This window comes from Qingrenia yutianensis, assembly GCF_014385105.1.
Classification (GTDB): Bacteria; Bacillota; Clostridia; order UMGS1810; family UMGS1810; genus Qingrenia; species Qingrenia yutianensis.
Genome location: NZ_JACRTE010000002.1, coordinates 103,005 through 119,620, shown reverse-complemented (window position 1 = coordinate 119,620; position 16,616 = coordinate 103,005). Strand labels below are relative to the sequence as shown.

The 16,616-nt window shown below is 45.4% G+C and carries 13 protein-coding genes and 1 riboswitch; of the genes, 10 read left to right on the top strand and 3 right to left on the bottom strand.

Features of this window, described 5'->3' with window-relative positions; translation table 11 throughout:
• Window positions 1–27: 27 nt before the first annotated feature.
• From pth to glmU, 3 genes are all read right to left on the bottom strand, one after another.
• A complete protein-coding gene (gene pth / locus H8706_RS02485; RefSeq protein ID WP_178347836.1) occupies window positions 28–600 on the bottom strand; it encodes an aminoacyl-tRNA hydrolase in 573 nt (190 codons plus the stop codon).
• 110 nt (window positions 601–710) lie between these two features.
• Window positions 711–1,667 carry a ribose-phosphate diphosphokinase gene (locus tag H8706_RS02480; RefSeq protein ID WP_262431370.1) on the bottom strand — a complete coding sequence of 319 codons (957 nt, stop codon included), beginning with the start codon at window positions 1,665–1,667 and terminating at the stop codon, window positions 711–713.
• A 27-nt stretch (window positions 1,668–1,694) separates the two neighbouring features.
• Window positions 1,695–3,059 (bottom strand): bifunctional UDP-N-acetylglucosamine diphosphorylase/glucosamine-1-phosphate N-acetyltransferase GlmU, encoded by a 1,365-nt coding sequence (gene glmU / locus H8706_RS02475; protein ID WP_178347838.1) that lies wholly within the window; start codon window positions 3,057–3,059, stop codon window positions 1,695–1,697.
• Between the two features lie 300 nt (window positions 3,060–3,359).
• Window positions 3,360–3,457, top strand: a riboswitch (ZMP/ZTP riboswitch).
• Window positions 3,458–3,513: 56 nt separating this feature from the next.
• Between glmU and purE the strand changes: the two genes are divergently transcribed.
• From purE to H8706_RS02425, 10 genes are read left to right on the top strand one after another with little or no spacing between them, the layout of a single operon-like run.
• Window positions 3,514–4,008, top strand: coding sequence for a 5-(carboxyamino)imidazole ribonucleotide mutase (purE, locus tag H8706_RS02470; RefSeq protein ID WP_178347839.1), 495 nt, complete (start codon window positions 3,514–3,516; stop codon window positions 4,006–4,008).
• A 45-nt stretch (window positions 4,009–4,053) separates the two neighbouring features.
• Window positions 4,054–4,764: a phosphoribosylaminoimidazolesuccinocarboxamide synthase gene (gene purC / locus H8706_RS02465; protein WP_262431369.1), complete on the top strand. Its 711-nt coding sequence runs from the start codon at window positions 4,054–4,056 to the stop codon at window positions 4,762–4,764.
• 47 nt (window positions 4,765–4,811) lie between these two features.
• Window positions 4,812–6,248 carry an amidophosphoribosyltransferase gene (purF, locus tag H8706_RS02460; protein WP_262431368.1) on the top strand — a complete coding sequence of 479 codons (1,437 nt, stop codon included), beginning with the start codon at window positions 4,812–4,814 and terminating at the stop codon, window positions 6,246–6,248.
• Window positions 6,245–7,282, top strand: a complete 1,038-nt coding sequence (purM, locus tag H8706_RS02455) for a phosphoribosylformylglycinamidine cyclo-ligase (RefSeq protein ID WP_262431367.1) — start codon at window positions 6,245–6,247, stop codon at window positions 7,280–7,282. The genes purF and purM overlap by 4 nt, the downstream gene beginning before the upstream one ends.
• The gene (gene purN / locus H8706_RS02450; protein ID WP_262431366.1) at window positions 7,276–7,890 is read left to right on the top strand and encodes a phosphoribosylglycinamide formyltransferase; all 615 of its coding nucleotides are present in this window, start codon (window positions 7,276–7,278) and stop codon (window positions 7,888–7,890) included. Before purM ends, purN begins: the two co-directional genes overlap by 7 nt.
• A gap of 1 nt (window position 7,891) precedes the next feature.
• On the top strand, window positions 7,892–8,611 hold the full coding sequence (locus tag H8706_RS02445) for an IMP cyclohydrolase (RefSeq protein WP_262431365.1): 720 nt from the start codon (window positions 7,892–7,894) through the stop codon (window positions 8,609–8,611).
• Window positions 8,612–8,628: 17 nt separating this feature from the next.
• Window positions 8,629–9,813: a phosphoribosylaminoimidazolecarboxamide formyltransferase gene (locus H8706_RS02440; protein ID WP_394354509.1), complete on the top strand. Its 1,185-nt coding sequence runs from the start codon at window positions 8,629–8,631 to the stop codon at window positions 9,811–9,813.
• 22 nt (window positions 9,814–9,835) lie between these two features.
• Window positions 9,836–11,110, top strand: a complete 1,275-nt coding sequence (purD, locus tag H8706_RS02435) for a phosphoribosylamine--glycine ligase (RefSeq protein WP_262431364.1) — start codon at window positions 9,836–9,838, stop codon at window positions 11,108–11,110.
• A gap of 4 nt (window positions 11,111–11,114) precedes the next feature.
• Window positions 11,115–14,804 (top strand): phosphoribosylformylglycinamidine synthase, encoded by a 3,690-nt coding sequence (locus H8706_RS02430; RefSeq protein ID WP_262431363.1) that lies wholly within the window; start codon window positions 11,115–11,117, stop codon window positions 14,802–14,804.
• Between the two features lie 16 nt (window positions 14,805–14,820).
• Window positions 14,821–16,488 (top strand): formate--tetrahydrofolate ligase, encoded by a 1,668-nt coding sequence (locus H8706_RS02425; RefSeq protein ID WP_262431362.1) that lies wholly within the window; start codon window positions 14,821–14,823, stop codon window positions 16,486–16,488.
• Window positions 16,489–16,616: the final 128 nt, after the last annotated feature.

The following is a 16,616-nucleotide window of genomic DNA, read 5'->3' as shown; positions in this document are numbered from 1 at the left end:
CGCTCCTTTCTTTATACAATATAAAAATTAAAATTCTTTGCCGTTGTATTTGTTCATAGCGTTTGCCATTCCGTCTTTAATGATACATTCGGAAATTTTGAAACATTCTTTCAGAACGGGAACGATTTTTTTCAAATCGTCCTTTGTAAATTTGCCGAGAACATAGTCCGCAAGGTCGTAATTTTTGTTTTCGGGCGCGCCGACGCCGATTTTCACGCGCAGAAATTCGTCGCTCACAAGCTGATAAATGATAGATTTCAGCCCGTTGTGACCGCCGTCGCTGCCTTTCGGACGAAGCCTTATTCTGCCCGTAGGAAGGCTTATGTCGTCGTGAAAAATTATGATGTTTTTCGGCTCAATTTTGTAAAACGCCGAAATATCGCGGATTGCCTCACCGCTGTTGTTCATATACGTCTGCGGTTTTGCCAAAATCACCTTTTCTCCTGCAATTTTGCCCTCGCCGAGAAGTGATTTGAATTTTAATTTTTTAACGTCGCAGTTAATCTCCCTTGCTATCATATCTATCGCGTCAAAGCCGATATTATGACGTGTGCAGCTGTATTTTTTGTCGGGGTTTCCCAAACCTGCAATAAGATACATTTATTTTCACCTCTTTTTATGCACCGCAAAACGGCAAAATAAAATATTTTGCCGTTTTGCGTTTTTATAAGAAAAATAAACGGCGGAAAAACCGCCGTTATGTATACTTTTTAGATAAACAATGTGCTGATTGAAGTTTCCTCGTAAACCTTGTCGATAGCCTGGCCGAAAATGGGAGCAACCGAAAGAGTTTTGATTTTGTCGATTTTCTTTTCGTCCGAAAGAGTGATTGTGTCGAGCATAACAAGCTGTTCGATGCACGAATTTTTAATTCTCTCGATAGCCGGACCGGAAAGAACGCCGTGCGTACAGCAAGCGTAAACCTTGCTTGCACCGCGGTCGATAAGTGCCTGTGCGCCGTTTGTGATTGTGCCGGCGGTGTCAATCATATCGTCTACCAGAATAGCGGTTTTGCCTTTGATGTCGCCGATTATGTTCATAACCTCCGAAACGTTTGCTTTCGGACGTCTTTTGTCGATAATCGCGATGGGAGCGTCAAGACGCTGTGCAAAGTTTCTCGCTCTTGTAACACTGCCGAGGTCGGGCGATACAACAACGATATTATCCAAAACGTCTTTCATTTCCTCTCTGAAGAATTTTGCCAAAACGGGCACACCGAGAAGGTGGTCAACGGGAACATTGAAAAATCCCTGAATTTGAGGAGCGTGCAAATCCATCGTAAGAACTCTGTCTGCGCCTGCGGTTGCGATAAGGTCTGCAACAAGCTTTGCCGAAATCGGATCGCGCGCCTTTGCTTTTCTGTCCTGTCTTGCATAGCCGAAATAGGGCATAACAGCGGTAATTCTGCCTGCGGACGCACGTCGGAAAGCGTCAATCATAATAAGAAGCTCCATAAGGTTGTCGTTTACGGGGTCGCAGGTGGACTGAACCACGAAAACGTCCGAACCGCGGACAGTTTCGTTAATGTTAACGTAAATTTCACCGTCCGAGAATTTGCCTACTTGAGCGTCACCGAGCGAAACGCCGAGATGCTCTGCAATTTTTTTTGCCAGATCACTGCTTGCATTGGCAGTAAAGATTTTGATGTTCTTACCGTGTGATATCATTGTTTTACTCCTTCGTATATTATAATTTTACTTCTCTTTTTTGTGCCAGTTTTTCTTGATAGTCTGACGGCTTCTTGCGATTGCAAGAGCGTTTTCGTCAACGTCGTCGGTAATGGTCGAACCTGCCGCGACAAACGCGTTTTTCTTAACCTTTACGGGCGCAACAAGGTTTGTGTTACAGCCGATAAAAGCGTTGTCTTCAATAACCGTGCGGAATTTGTTTTTGCCGTCGTAGTTAACGGTGATTGTTCCGCAGCCGAAGTTTATGTTTTTGCCCACGTCGCTGTCGCCGATATATGTTAAGTGCGACACTTTTGTGCCCTCGTCGATGTTTGAATTTTTAACTTCAACAAAATCGCCGATTTTAACGTGTTTTCCCACGTTTGCCTTGGGTCTTAAATACGCGAACGGACCTACACTGCATTCGTCGCCGACCGACGCTTCGTTTGCAACCGAGCTTAAAAATGTTACATTATCACCGATTTTTGTGTTCGTGATAACACTGTTCGGGCCGATTTCGCAAAAATGTCCAATATGAGAATTTCCTTTAATATTTGTGTTGGGATAAATCACCGTGTCGCTTTCGATAACCGTCTCATCGTCAATGTAAGTTGTTGACGGGTCGATTATCGTAACGCCGTTTATAAGGTGTTTTTCTATAATTTCGCCGTGTTTTATCTTCTGCGCATTTGCAAGGTCAACTCTGTTGTTTACGCCGAGTATTTCGCTTGAATTTTCAGCCGAAAATGCGAAAACCTTTTTGCCCTCGCCCTTTAAAACCGAAATTGTGTCGGTGAGATAGTATTCGCCCTGCGCGTTGTCGTTTGTAATTTTGGAGAGCGCGCCGAAAAGGTCTTTCGACTCAAAGCAGTACATACCCGAGTTTACCTCGTTAACCTTTTTCTCGTCCTCTGTTGCGTCCTTTTGCTCAACAATCTTCAAAAGCGCGCCGTTATCATCGGTTATAACCCTGCCGTAGCCGAAAGGATTATCAATTTTCGCCGAAACGACCGTTGCGCTTGCACCGCTTTTTTTGTGGAAATCCACCACACTGCGGATAAGCTTTTCGCTGATAAGAGGAGCGTCGCCGCAAAGAACCATAACGGTTGTGTTTTCGCCTTCAAAATGCGGTTTTGTCATCATAACCGCGTGCCCCGTGCCGAGCATTTCTTTCTGTTCGGAATAAAGAACACTGTCGCCGAAAAACTCTTTTACCTGTTCTTTTTTATGGCCGATAACCATAACTTCTTTTTCACAGCCTGCGTCATCAAGCTTGTCTTTAACCCATTTTGCAAGCGGTTTTCCGCTTATTTTGTGCATAACCTTGCAGATTTCGGAATTCATTCTTTTGCCCTGTCCCGCGGCAAGGATAACTGCTGAAAATTTATTCAAACAATCACGTCCTTAATCGTTTTTACACATACAATAACATTATATGATTTTTTTACATATTTTTCAAGACTTTTTTACAATTTCTTTCGGTAATACTACAAAATACTGCAAAAACATACAGTAGTTTTGTGCAACATTTATATAATAATCCGCACTATGGTGAAATTGACCAATAAAACACATTTTTTGAGCATTATTTTGTCCTAAAATTTTAAAAATTATGTTGTTTTTATAACTTGACTTTTTTCGGCAATTAATTTATAATACTGTATGTAGATAGAGAAGGAAAAATTACAAGCAAAGGGTTTTTGCGACTGACGGAGTGTTCGTGCAAACGCGGACGGTGGAATACCACAATGGAGCAGAAACTTATAATGCCGACCGTCTGGGCAGTCCTATAAATATTTTTTATGTTTACGGGACTGCCCTTATATTTTTTAGGAGGATTTTTGACGTGAAAAAAATAGGTATAATTATGGGAAGCGATTCCGATTTGGGCGTTGTTGAGGGCGCAATAGACACGCTTAAAAAATTCGGCGCGGAATATGAGGTACACATATATTCGGCGCACAGAACACCTGTTGAGGCGAGCGAATTTTCAAAAAACGCGCGCAAAAACGGCTTCGGCGCAATAATCTGCGCGGCGGGAAAAGCGGCGCATCTTGCAGGCGCAATCGCGGCGAATACAACCGTTCCCGTTATCGGAATACCGATAAAATCGTCAACGCTTGACGGACTGGACGCGCTTTTGTCAACAGTTCAGATGCCGGGCGGAATACCCGTTGCAACGGTTGCTATAGACGGCGCGAAAAACGCGGCGCTTTTGGCGCTTGAAATTCTTGCGGTATCAGATGAAAAAATCGCGCAGAAGCTTGATGACGACCGCGCTGAAAATTCAAAAGCCGTGCTTGAAAAAAACAGGGCGGTTGAGGAAAAATACAACAAATAAACATAAATTGCGGTAAAATTAAAATTTAAGGAGATGTCGGTAACAATGGAAAAAACTGTTCAGCTTTACGAAGGAAAGGCAAAAAAAGTATTTGCAACAAATGATGAAAATTTGTGCATAGTGTCTTACAAAGACGACGCAACCGCTTTTAACGGGCTTAAAAAAGGCACAATTATGGGAAAAGGCGCAATCAATAACCGCGTTACAAACCACCTTATGAAGCTTTTGGAGAAAAACGGTATTCCCACTCATTTTGTCGAGGAATTGTCCGACAGAGAAACGGTTGTGAAAAAAGTTTCAATCGTTCCGCTTGAGGTTATCGTAAGAAATATAGCGGCGGGTTCGCTTGCGAAAAGGCTCGGACTCAGCGAAGGTACAAAGATGAGCCGTACCGTTTTGGAATTTTGCTACAAAGACGACGCGCTCGGTGACCCTATGGTAAACGATTATCACATTCTTGCAATGGGATTTGCAACGGAGGAGGAATTAAAGCTTATTTCCGATTATTCGCTTAAAATAAACAAAATTTTGTCCGACTATCTCAAAGATGTAAATATCGAGCTTATCGACTTCAAGCTTGAATTCGGCAAAACGAGCGACGGCACAATCGTGCTTGCGGATGAAATCTCGCCCGACACCTGCCGTTTCTGGGATTCGACAACAGGTGAAAAACTTGACAAAGACAGATTCAGACGCGACCTCGGCGGTGTTGAGGACGCTTACAACGAAATTTTGAAACGTCTTTTGGGCGAATAATTGCGTTTTTGGTGAATGAACAAATTTAATTTTAACGGGAGAGTAATATGAATAAAATTCACGAGGAATGTGGAGTTTTCGGAGTATTTGCAAAAGAAAAATCAAACGTCGCGGCAACAGCATATTACGGACTTTTTGCTCTTCAGCACCGCGGTCAGGAAAGCTGCGGAATTGTTGTAAACGATGACGGAGTTTTGAATTATTATAAAGATACGGGACTTGTAAACGACGTGTTTACGCCCGATATTTTAAACAATCTCGGCGAGGGCAATATGGCGGTAGGCCACGTCCGCTACGGCACGACGGGCACAGACGGCAGACTTAACTGTCAGCCTATCGTGGTCAACCACATAAAGGGCAGAATGGCGCTCGCGCACAACGGAAACCTTGTAAATTCGGCGGAACTCAGAGAACAGCTTGAAATGGAGGGCTCCATTTTCCATTCGACGAGCGACACCGAGGTTATTTCGTACATCATCACAAAAGAGCGTATAAATTCGCCGTCCATTGAAGAAGCGTTAAACCGCGCTATGAACAAAATAAAAGGCGCGTATTCGCTGGTTGTAATGTCGCCGTCAAAGCTTATCGCCGCGCGCGACGAAAACGGTTTCAGACCGCTTTGCTACGGTGTTACCGACGACGGAACGTATATCATCGCGTCGGAAAGCTGTGCGCTTGACAGCGTGGGCGCGTCGTTTATCCGCGACGTGAAACCCGGAGAAATCGTGGTGTTCGACAAAGACGGAATACATTCCATCACCGACCACTGCAACAAGGTTAAACCGACGATGTGCATTTTTGAATACATTTATTTTGCGCGTCCCGACTCGGTTATGGAAGGTAAATCGGTGCATATGGCGAGAATTAAAGCAGGCGCGTGTCTTGCTATGGAGCACCCCGTTGAGGCGGACGTGGTTGTGGGCGTTCCCGATTCGGGACTTGACGCGGCAATCGGATATTCAAGACAGTCGGGCATACCCTACGGAATTGGATTTATAAAGAATAAATATATAGGAAGAACGTTTATCTCACCGGGGCAGAAATCGCGCGAGGATAAGGTGAGAATTAAGCTCAACGTTATTTCGGAAACGATAAAAGGCAAGCGCGTTGTGCTCATTGACGACTCAATCGTGCGCGGAACGACAAGCGCAAGAATTGTTAAGCTTCTGCGCGACGCCGGCGCAAAAGAAGTGCATATGCGCGTTTCCGCACCGCCGTTTTTAAATCCGTGCTACTACGGCACCGACATCGACTCGCGCGAGTCGCTTATAGCGTGCCATCACACTGTGGACGAAATCGCGGAAATTATCGGCGTTGATTCGCTCGGCTATCTTGACGTAAATCATCTCGATATGCTTGTCGGCGGTAAGGGCGAAAGCTTTTGTTCGGCATGCTTTAACGGGGAATATCCCACAAAAGTGCCGACCGAAACGGCGAAAAACAGATTTGAACATAAAATTAACGAAAAGAGGGATTGTGATTGAAAAGCTTCAGTGAAAGTTACAAAGCGGCAGGAGTAGACATCACCGCGGGCTACAAGGCGGTTGACCTTATGAAAGAGCATATCGCAAAAACCAAAACAAGCGGTGTAATATCGGGTATAGGCGGTTTCGGCGGTCTTTTCGGACTCGATTTGAGCGGTATCAAAAACCCCGTTCTTGTGAGCGGTACCGACGGCGTGGGAACAAAGCTTAAAATGGCGTTTTTGATGGATAAGCACGACACCGTCGGCATAGACTGCGTTGCAATGTGCGTGAACGACATTATCTGCTGCGGAGCAAAACCGCTTTTCTTCCTTGACTATATCGCGGTAGGCAAAAACGTTCCCGAAAAGGTTGCGTCAATCGTTTCGGGCGTTGCGGACGGCTGTGTGCAGTCGGGCTGTGCGCTCATCGGCGGTGAAACGGCGGAAATGCCGGGATTTTACCCCGAGGACGAATACGACCTTGCAGGTTTTTCGGTCGGTATTGCCGATAAAGATAAGCTTTTGGACAATTCAGCCGTTAAAGAGGGCGACGTTATAATCGGCTTAAAATCGTCGGGTGTTCACTCAAACGGTTTTTCGCTTGTGAGAAAAATATTCGACGTTGAAAACAAAGATATAAAAACTCCGCTTGAATTTTTGGGCGGAAAATCAATCGGCGAAACACTTCTTGCGCCGACAAAAATTTACGTTAAGCCTATGTGCGCGCTCTTTGAAAAAGTGACGGTAAAGGCGGTTTCACATATAACGGGCGGAGGATTTTACGAAAACATTCCGAGAAGTATTCCGAAAGGCTACGGCGCGAAAATAGACAAAAACGCGCTTGAAATTCTGCCGATTTTCACACTTTTGCAGAAAGAGGGAAATATTCCCGAAAGAGATATGTTCAACACCTTTAATATGGGTATCGGAATGAGCGTAATCGTTGATAAAAACGACGCGGACAAATCGCTTGAAATTCTTAACGCAAACGGCGCAGACGCTTATATTATCGGCGAAACCGTAAAATCGGACGAAAGCGTGAAGATATGTTAAAAAACATTGCGGTTTTGGTGTCGGGCGGCGGCACAAATTTGCAGGCGCTTATCGACGCTCAAAAAAGCGGAATTATAAAATCGGGCAAAATCACTGCGGTGATTTCGAGCAGTAAAAATGCCTATGCGCTCACAAGAGCCGAAAATGCCGGAATAAAAACGTTCGTTGTTTCAAAAAAAGAGCTTGGCTCACAAGATAAATTTGAAGAGGAAATCATAAAAATTCTCGGAAGCGAAAAAATCGATTTAATCGTGCTTGCGGGCTTTATGTGCATACTCACCGAAAATTTTACAAGCCGTTATCCGAAAAGGATTATAAACGTTCACCCGTCGCTTATTCCGTCGTTTTGCGGAAAGGGTTTTTACGGACTTAAAGTGCACGAGGCGGCGCTTAAATACGGCGTCAAGGTGAGCGGTGCGACGGTGCATTTTGTCAACGAAATCCCCGACGGCGGTGAGATTATTATGCAAAAAGCGGTGAGTGTGCGAAAAAACGACACTCCCGAAACACTGCAAAAGCGCATTATGCAAAATGCGGAATGGAAAATATTGCCGAAGTCGGCAGAATATGTGTGCAGAAATCTTTTAAAAAACGAAAAGGATAAATAAAATGAATATTTATAAAATCAGCGGTATAAAAGAGCTTATAAAAGACAATCCGTATGTCGGACGAGGCATTGTAATCGGAAAAACCGAGGACGGAAAAAAGGCGGCGGTCGCTTATTTTATAATGGGCAGAAGCGAAAACAGCCGAAACAGAATTTTTTACACCGAGGGTGACAGCGTGAAAACGGGCGCGTTTGACCCGTCAAAGCTTTCCGACCCGTCGCTCATAATCTATGCGCCGATAAGAAAACTCAAAAATGCGCTTATCGTTTCAAACGGCGACCAGACCGACACGGTTTATGATTTTGTATGGTGCGGAAAAAGCTTTGAAGAGGCGCTCGAAACTCGTGAGTTTGAGCCTGACGCACCGAATTTTACACCGAGAATAAGCGGAATTTTAAATTTTGCCAACAAAGATTTTACATATAAAATGAGCATACTCAAAAGCGCGGACGAAAAAGGCAGTGCGTGCAACAGATTTACATTTTCTTATTTGCCGTTAAACGGACTCGGACATTTTATTCATACATATGTCACCGACGGCGACCCTATTCCCACATTTGTCGGCGAACCCGAAAGAGTTAAAATCCCGAACGATATAGACGAATTTACCGAAGAAATATGGTCAAACCTCAACGAGAGCAACAAAATTTCGCTTTATGTGCGGTATATTGACCTTGAAAACGGAAACGAGGAAAACCGTCTTATAAACAAAAACAAATAGAAAGGGCACATATAAATATGAAAGAATTTGAATTAAAATACGGCTGTAATCCAAATCAGAAGCCTGCAAAAATTTATATGGAAAACGGCAAAGATTTGCCGATTGAAATTTTAAGCGGAAAACCCGGTTACATAAACTTTCTCGACGCTTTCAACAGCTGGCAGCTTGTAAACGAGGTTAAAAAAGCGCTCGGCAAGGTGTGCGCGGCGTCGTTTAAGCACGTAAGCCCCACAAGCGCGGCGATTGGAAATCCTCTTCCCGAAAAGCTTAAAAAAGCGTGTTTTGTAAGCGATATAGACGGTCTTGACAATTCTCCGATTGCGTGCGCATATGCGCGTGCGCGCGGAACGGACAGAATGAGCTCTTTCGGCGACTGGATTGCGCTTTCCGACACCTGCGACGAGGTGTGCGCACGTCTTATAAAAAGAGAGGTTTCGGACGGAATTATCGCGCCCGATTACACAAAAGAGGCGCTTGAAATTCTTAAGCAAAAGCGCAAGGGAAGTTACAACATTATAAAAATCGACAAGGACTATATCCCCGACGTTCAGGAGAAAAAACAGGTTTTCGGCGTGACGTTTGAACAGGGCAGAAACAACTTTAAAATTGATTTTGACCTTCTTAAAAATATCGTAACCGAAAATAAAGATATTCCGCAGAGTGCAAAAGAAGATTTGGTTATCGCGCTGATAACGCTCAAGTATACGCAGTCAAATTCGGTGTGCTATGCAAAAGACGGTCAGGCAATCGGCGTCGGCGCAGGTCAGCAGTCGAGAATACACTGTACGCGTCTTGCCGGAAACAAAGCGGACATCTGGCATTTAAGACAGCACGATAAGGTGCTCAATCTTCCGTTTTTGGACAGTGTTAAACGTCCCGACAGGGATAATACCATAGATATTTACATCTCGGACGATTACGAGGACGTTTTGGCGGACGGTGTTTGGCAGACGCTCTTTTCCGAAAAGCCCGAACCGCTCACAAGAGAGGAAAAAAGAGATTATCTTTCCAAAATTGACGGCGTGAGCCTCGCAAGCGACGCGTTTTTCCCGTTCGGCGACAATATCGAGCGCGCGCACAAAAGCGGTGTTAAATATGTTGCCCAGCCGGGCGGTTCAATCCGTGACGACAATGTTATAGACACCTGTAATAAATACGGTATGGCTATGGCATTTACGGGTATGAGATTGTTCCACCACTAAATTTTAAAAAGGAGAAATTCTTATGAAAGTTATGGTTGCAGGCGGCGGCGGACGCGAACACGCCATTATAAAAAGCCTTAAAAAGAGCAATAAAATAGATAAAATTTATGCACTTCCCGGCAACGGCGGAATTGCCTCGGACGCGGAATGTGTTGACATCAAGGCGACGGATATTGACTCGGCGGTTGATTTTGCGGTGAAAAACGGCATAGATTTTGCCGTTGTCGCACCCGACGATCCGCTTGTTCTCGGTATGGTTGACGCACTGGAGGAAAAGGGCATAAAATGCTTCGGCCCGAGAAAAAATGCGGCAATAATCGAGGGAAGCAAGGTTTTTGCAAAAAATCTTATGAAAAAATACAATATCCCCACCGCGTCGTACGAGGTTTTTACCGACGCGTCAAAAGCGGTTGAATATCTTGAAAAGACAAGCTATCCCACGGTTATAAAAGCGGACGGTCTTGCGCTCGGAAAGGGTGTTATAATCGCGCAGAATTTTGCCGAGGCGAAAGACGCGGTTAAATCCATTATGGAGGACAAGGTTTTCGGCAAAAGCGGAAACGAAATTGTGGTTGAAGAATTTCTGGAGGGCCCCGAAGTATCGGTGCTTGCGTTCACAGACGGAAACGTTGTTGTGCCTATGGTTTCATCTATGGATCACAAGCGCGCCAAAGACAACGACGAGGGTTTAAACACCGGCGGTATGGGTACAATCGCACCCAATCCGTACTATACAAAGAAAATTGCGGACGAATGTTACGGCAAGATTTTCGTCCCCACCATAGAGGCTATGAAAAAAGAGGGCAGAGAGTTTTCGGGCTGTCTTTATTTCGGACTTATGCTCACAAAAAAAGGCCCGTATGTGATTGAATATAACTGCCGTTTTGGCGATCCCGAAACACAGGTTGTTCTGCCTCTTTTAAAAAGCGACCTTTTTGAAATTATGCTTAAAATAAGCGATAAAAACCTCAAAAAAGAGGACGTTCAATTTATGGACAAAAGCGCGGCGTGCGTTGTTATGGCGTCAGACGGCTATCCCGTTTCGTATGAGAAGGGCTTTGAGATAACACTCCCTGTTCCTGATAAAAATGAAGAAATTTACATTGCCGGTGCAAAGAAAAAGGGGGATAAAATCGTTACCGACGGCGGACGCGTTCTCGGCGCGGTAAAGGTTGCGGATACTCTTAAAAATGCGGTGGACGGCGCGTATGCACTTGCGGAAAAAATTCATTTTGACAATGCGTATATGAGGAGCGACATAGGCAAAAAGGCGCTTTGCGCAAAAGTGGAGGAATAAATATATGGTTTACAGACTTTATGTTGAAAAGAAAAAAGAGCTTGCAAACGAGGCAAAAGCGCTGAAAAAAGACATTGCTTATCTTTTGGGAATAAAGCTTAATTCGCTTCGTATCATAAATCGATACGACGTTGAAAACATTGAAAAAGACCTTTTTGAAAGCTGTAAAATGACGGTTTTTGCCGAGCCCCAGCTTGATGTTATATCCGAAACGCTCGACAAAAACGCGGATTTCATTTTTGCGGTCGAACCGCTCCCCGGTCAGTTTGACCAGCGTGCGGACTCGGCGGCGCAGTGTATTCAGCTTATCTCCAAAAAAGAGCGTCCGACGGTTAAAACCGCAAAGGTTTATCTTATAGACGGCGAAATTTCGGAAAGCGACAAAGAGGCGGTTAAAAAATATGTTATAAACCCTGTTGAGTGCAGGGAGGCGTCGCTCGGAGAAAAAGACACGCTTGCGGTAAATTATGACATTCCCGAAACGGTTAAAACGCTTGACGGATTTTTGTCGCTCGATGATGAGGGACTTAAAAGTTTTATAGACGAAAACTCGCTTGCAATGGATTTTGACGATATAAAATTTTGTCAAAATTATTTTGCGGAGGAAAAAAGAGAGCCTACCATCACCGAGATTAAAATGCTCGATACATACTGGTCGGACCATTGCCGTCACACGACGTTTTTAACCGAGATTGACAGCGTTAAGTTTGACAGTCCGCTTTTGCAGAAAGCATATGACGACTATATGAACGTGCGCAAAAATTTAAACCGCACAAAACCCGTTTGCCTTATGGACATTGCGACAATCGCGGTTAAAGAACTTAAAAAAGAGGGCAAACTCGACAAGCTCGACGAGTCGGAGGAGATAAACGCGTGCACCGTTAAAATTAAAGTTAACGTTGACAAAAAAGATGAGGACTGGCTTCTTCTTTTCAAAAACGAAACGCACAATCACCCCACCGAAATCGAGCCGTTCGGCGGTGCGGCAACGTGTATAGGCGGTGCAATCCGCGACCCGTTGTCGGGCAGGGCATACGTTTATGCGGCAATGCGCGTTACCGGTGCGGCAAATCCTTTAAAAAGCGTTTCCGAAACGCTTAAAGGAAAGCTTCCGCAGCGAAAAATCGTCACCACCGCGGCGGCAGGATACAGCTCGTACGGCAACCAGATAGGTCTTGCAACAGGTCAGGTTGACGAAATTTATCACGACGGATACGCAGCGAAAAGAATGGAAATCGGCGCGGTTGTGGGCGCGGCTCCGCAGAAAAACGTGCGCAGAGAACGTCCCGAAAACGGCGACATTGTAATTCTTCTCGGCGGTGCAACGGGCAGAGACGGCTGCGGAGGTGCAACCGGTTCGTCAAAATCGCACAACTTAAAATCGCTCGAAAACTGCGGTGCGGAGGTTCAGAAAGGAAATGCTCCCGAGGAAAGAAAGCTCCAGCGTCTTTTCAGAAATTACGACGCGTCGCGCCTTATTAAAAGGTGCAACGACTTCGGCGCGGGCGGTGTTTCTGTTGCGATAGGCGAGCTTGCGGACGGAATTGAAATCGACCTTAACGCAGTTCCCAAAAAATACGACGGTCTTGACGGCACAGAGCTTGCAATAAGCGAGTCGCAGGAGAGAATGGCGGTTGTTGTTGACAAAAACGACGCCGAAAAGTTTATTTCACTTGCAAATGCGGAAAACTTAAACGCAACGGTTGTTGCGCGCGTTACCGATAACGCAAGACTTGTTATGCACTGGAACGGTGCGAAAATTGTTGACATTTCGCGCGCGTTTTTAAATTCAAACGGCGCGCCCAAACATATTGACATTGAGGCGGAAAATCCCAAAGATTTTGCAAAAGATACAAACGGTGATTTCTGCGATATGTACGAAAAACTTGCGGACGATTTGAACATCTGCTCAAAACGCGGGCTTTCCGAGCGTTTCGACTCCACAATCGGCTCGGGCACGGTGCTTATGCCGTTCGGCGGAAAAAATCAGCTTACGCCCATTCAGGCTATGGTGAACAAGGTTTCCACCGAAAAAGGATTTACCGATACTTCGTCGGTTATGGCGTGGGGATATAACCCGTTTATCACCGAAAAAAGCCCGTATCACGGCGCATATCTCGCGGTTGTCGAGTCGGTGTCAAAGCTTGTTGCGACAGGCGCGGAGTTTAAGGACGTTTACCTTACATTCCAGGAATATTTTGAAAAACCGATGAAAGACAAAAAACGCTGGGGTAAACCGCTCTGCGCGCTTTTGGGAGCGTTTGAGGCACAGATGGATTTGTCAATCGGCGCAATCGGCGGAAAAGACTCGATGAGCGGTACTTTTGAAAATATAGACGTTCCGCCCACGCTTGTGTCGTTCGCCGTGACGGACGAGGACGCAAAAAATGTGATTTCTCCCGAATTTAAGGGAAAAGATCACAAGGTGATTTTGATAAAACCCGATTATAACGAAAGCAATCTTCCCGACGCAAAATCGCTTATCGAAACGTTTAACAAAGTGACCGCGCTTATGCGAAAAGGTGAGGTTTATTCGGCATACACGCCCACGCTCGGCGGTGTTGCCGAGGCAGTTATGAAAATGTGCTTCGGAAACGGTATCGGTTTTGAATTTGACAAAAACATTTCCAATGACGAAATTTTCGGTTACAACTACGGTGCGTTTGTGCTTGAAGTTAAAGACAGCGTTTCGGACGGCGCTGTTTTGGGTTACACAACCGATAAAAACGAAATTTCGCGCGGTGCGGAAAGTGCGGACCTTTCAAAAATCCTCGGCATTTACGAAAACAAACTTGAAAGCGTTTACAACTGCAACATTGCGCCCGAAAACGGCAGTTTTGAAAACTTCTCGTATGAGTGCAGTGAGAGAAAAGCGCCTGCTGTGAAAATCGCGCGTCCGAGAGTTATAATTCCCGTATTCCCCGGCACAAATTGCGAATACGACAGCGCGAAAGTGATTGAAAACGCAGGTATGGACAGTGAAATTATCGTTATAAATAACCTTTCACCCAAGAGTATCTCCGAGTCGGTAACGTATTTTGCAAACAGGCTCAAAGACGCGCAGATGGTATTTATTCCCGGCGGTTTCTCGGGCGGTGACGAGCCGGACGGTTCGGGCAAATTCATCACTGCATTTTTCAGAAACGCTGAAATTAAAGAAGAAGTAAACAGGCTTTTAAAACAGCGCGACGGTCTTATGCTCGGAATATGCAACGGTTTTCAGGCGCTTATAAAGCTTGGTCTTGTGCCGAACGGCGAAATTACCGACACCGACGAATTTTCGCCCACGCTCACATACAATACAATCGGCAGACACCAGTCGCGTCTTGTAAGAACAAGAATTTCGTCCAACAAATCGCCGTTCCTTGCAGATACAAAAGTCGGTGACATTTACACCGTTCCCGTATCGCACGGCGAGGGCAGATTTTTAGCGTCGGAAAGTCTTATCAGAAAACTTGCCGAAAACGGTCAGATTGCAACCCAGTATGTTGACGAAAACGGCAATGTGACGGGAGATGTTGCATATAATCCCAACGGCTCAATTCTCGCGGTTGAGGGCATAACCTCGCCCGACGGCAGAGTTTTCGGCAAAATGGGACATTCCGAAAGATACCAGAAAAATCTTTACAAAAACGTTGACGGAGATTATAATATAGGTATGTTTACATCTGCGGCAAAATATTTTAAGATTTAATTCGGAGGAATATTTGATGAAAAGTGATATTGAAATTGCACAGTCTGTTGCGCCCGAAAATATTATGACCATTGCAAAAAGGGCGGGAATAGATGAAAAATATGTTGAGCAATACGGAAACGACAAGGCTAAAATAGATTTATCACTGCTTGGCGAGAGCAAAAACGAAAACGGCAAGCTTGTTTTGGTGACGGCAATAACACCGACGCCGGCAGGCGAGGGCAAAACCACCACAACAATCGGTCTTGCGGACGGACTTAAAAAAATCGGCAAAAACGTTGTTGCGGCGCTCCGCGAGCCGTCGCTCGGGCCCGTTTTCGGCATAAAGGGCGGTGCGGCAGGAGGCGGATACGCACAGGTTATTCCTATGGAGGACATTAACCTTCATTTTACGGGTGATTTTCACGCAATCGGCGCGGCAAACAATCTTCTTGCGGCAATGCTCGACAACCATATTTATCAGGGCAATTCGCTCAATATTGATCCGCGCAGAATTACCTGGAAACGCTGTGTTGATATGAACGACCGCCAGCTCCGGTTTATCACCGACGGACTGGGCGGACGCGTTAACGGTGTACCGCGCGAGGACGGTTACGACATCACCGTTGCGTCGGAAATTATGGCGGTTTTGTGCCTTTCGTCGTCCATAACCGATTTGAAAGAAAGACTTGCGAGAATAATCGTAGGCTACACATATGACAATGAACCTGTTACGGCAGGTGATTTAAAGGCGCAGGGGGCAATGTGCGCACTTTTAAAAAACGCGTTAAAGCCTAATCTTGTGCAGACGCTTGAGGGAACGCCGGCATTTGTTCACGGCGGTCCGTTTGCAAATATCGCGCACGGATGCAACTCGGTTATTGCCACAAAAATGGCGCTCAAATGCGGTGATTATGCGGTTACCGAGGCAGGTTTCGGCGCAGACCTCGGCGCGGAGAAGTTTTTGGACATAAAATGCCGTTTTGCAAATCTTAAACCCGATGCGGTTGTGCTTGTTGCAACGGTGCGCGCGCTTAAAATGCATGGCGGACTTGCAAAAACCGAGCTTGCGGACGAAAATCTTGACGCGCTTAAAAAAGGTATTCCCAATCTTTTAAGACACGTTTCAAACATCAAAAATGTTTATAAACTTCCGCTCGTCGTTGCGGTTAACCGTTTCCCGACCGACACCGACAGCGAAATTAACTTCATTATAGATGAGTGCAAAAAACTCGGCGTTAACACGGTGCTTTCAACCGTGTGGGCAGACGGCGGAAACGGCGGAATTGAACTTGCAAACGAGGTTGTACGTCTTTGTGAGGAGAAAAACGATTTCACTTTCTGCTATGAGGACGATTTGCCGCTTGCGGAAAAAATCGAGGCGGTTGTCAAAAAAGTGTACGGCGGAAACGGCGTTGTGTTCACAAAAACGGCGCAGAAACAGCTTGTGCGCCTCGAAGAACTCGGCTTTGCAAAATGCCCCGTGTGCATTGCAAAAACGCAGTACAGTTTTTCGGATAATCCGACGCTTTTGGGTGCGCCCGACGGCTTTGAAGTCACGGTGCGAAACGTTAAAATCAGCGCAGGCGCAGGCTTTGTTGTTGTTTTGACAGGTGACATTATGACAATGCCCGGACTTCCGAAAGTTCCTGCGGCGGAAAAAATCGACGTTGACGAAAACGGAAAAATAAGCGGACTGTTTTAAAATTTAAAAATCAAAGGACGGCAAAAAGTATATGCGGTTTGACGCGTTTGTGCTTTTGTGCCGTCTTTTTTTATGTCCGAAAGTTGTAAATATAAATGATAAAAAGTCAAGTTTTGTGCGTTGTAAAG

Coding starts and splice junctions, on each gene's coding strand:
- pth (WP_178347836.1), bottom strand. CDS start 600: ATGTATCTTATTGCAGGTTTGGGAAACCCCGACAAAAAATACAGCTGC.
- H8706_RS02480 (WP_262431370.1), bottom strand. CDS start 1,667: ATGATATCACACGGTAAGAACATCAAAATCTTTACTGCCAATGCAAGC.
- purC (WP_262431369.1), top strand. CDS start 4,054: ATGGAAAAAACTGTTCAGCTTTACGAAGGAAAGGCAAAAAAAGTATTT.
- purF (WP_262431368.1), top strand. CDS start 4,812: ATGAATAAAATTCACGAGGAATGTGGAGTTTTCGGAGTATTTGCAAAA.
- purN (WP_262431366.1), top strand. CDS start 7,276: ATGTTAAAAAACATTGCGGTTTTGGTGTCGGGCGGCGGCACAAATTTG.
- H8706_RS02445 (WP_262431365.1), top strand. CDS start 7,892: ATGAATATTTATAAAATCAGCGGTATAAAAGAGCTTATAAAAGACAAT.
- H8706_RS02440 (WP_394354509.1), top strand. CDS start 8,629: ATGAAAGAATTTGAATTAAAATACGGCTGTAATCCAAATCAGAAGCCT.
- purD (WP_262431364.1), top strand. CDS start 9,836: ATGAAAGTTATGGTTGCAGGCGGCGGCGGACGCGAACACGCCATTATA.
- H8706_RS02430 (WP_262431363.1), top strand. CDS start 11,115: ATGGTTTACAGACTTTATGTTGAAAAGAAAAAAGAGCTTGCAAACGAG.
- H8706_RS02425 (WP_262431362.1), top strand. CDS start 14,821: ATGAAAAGTGATATTGAAATTGCACAGTCTGTTGCGCCCGAAAATATT.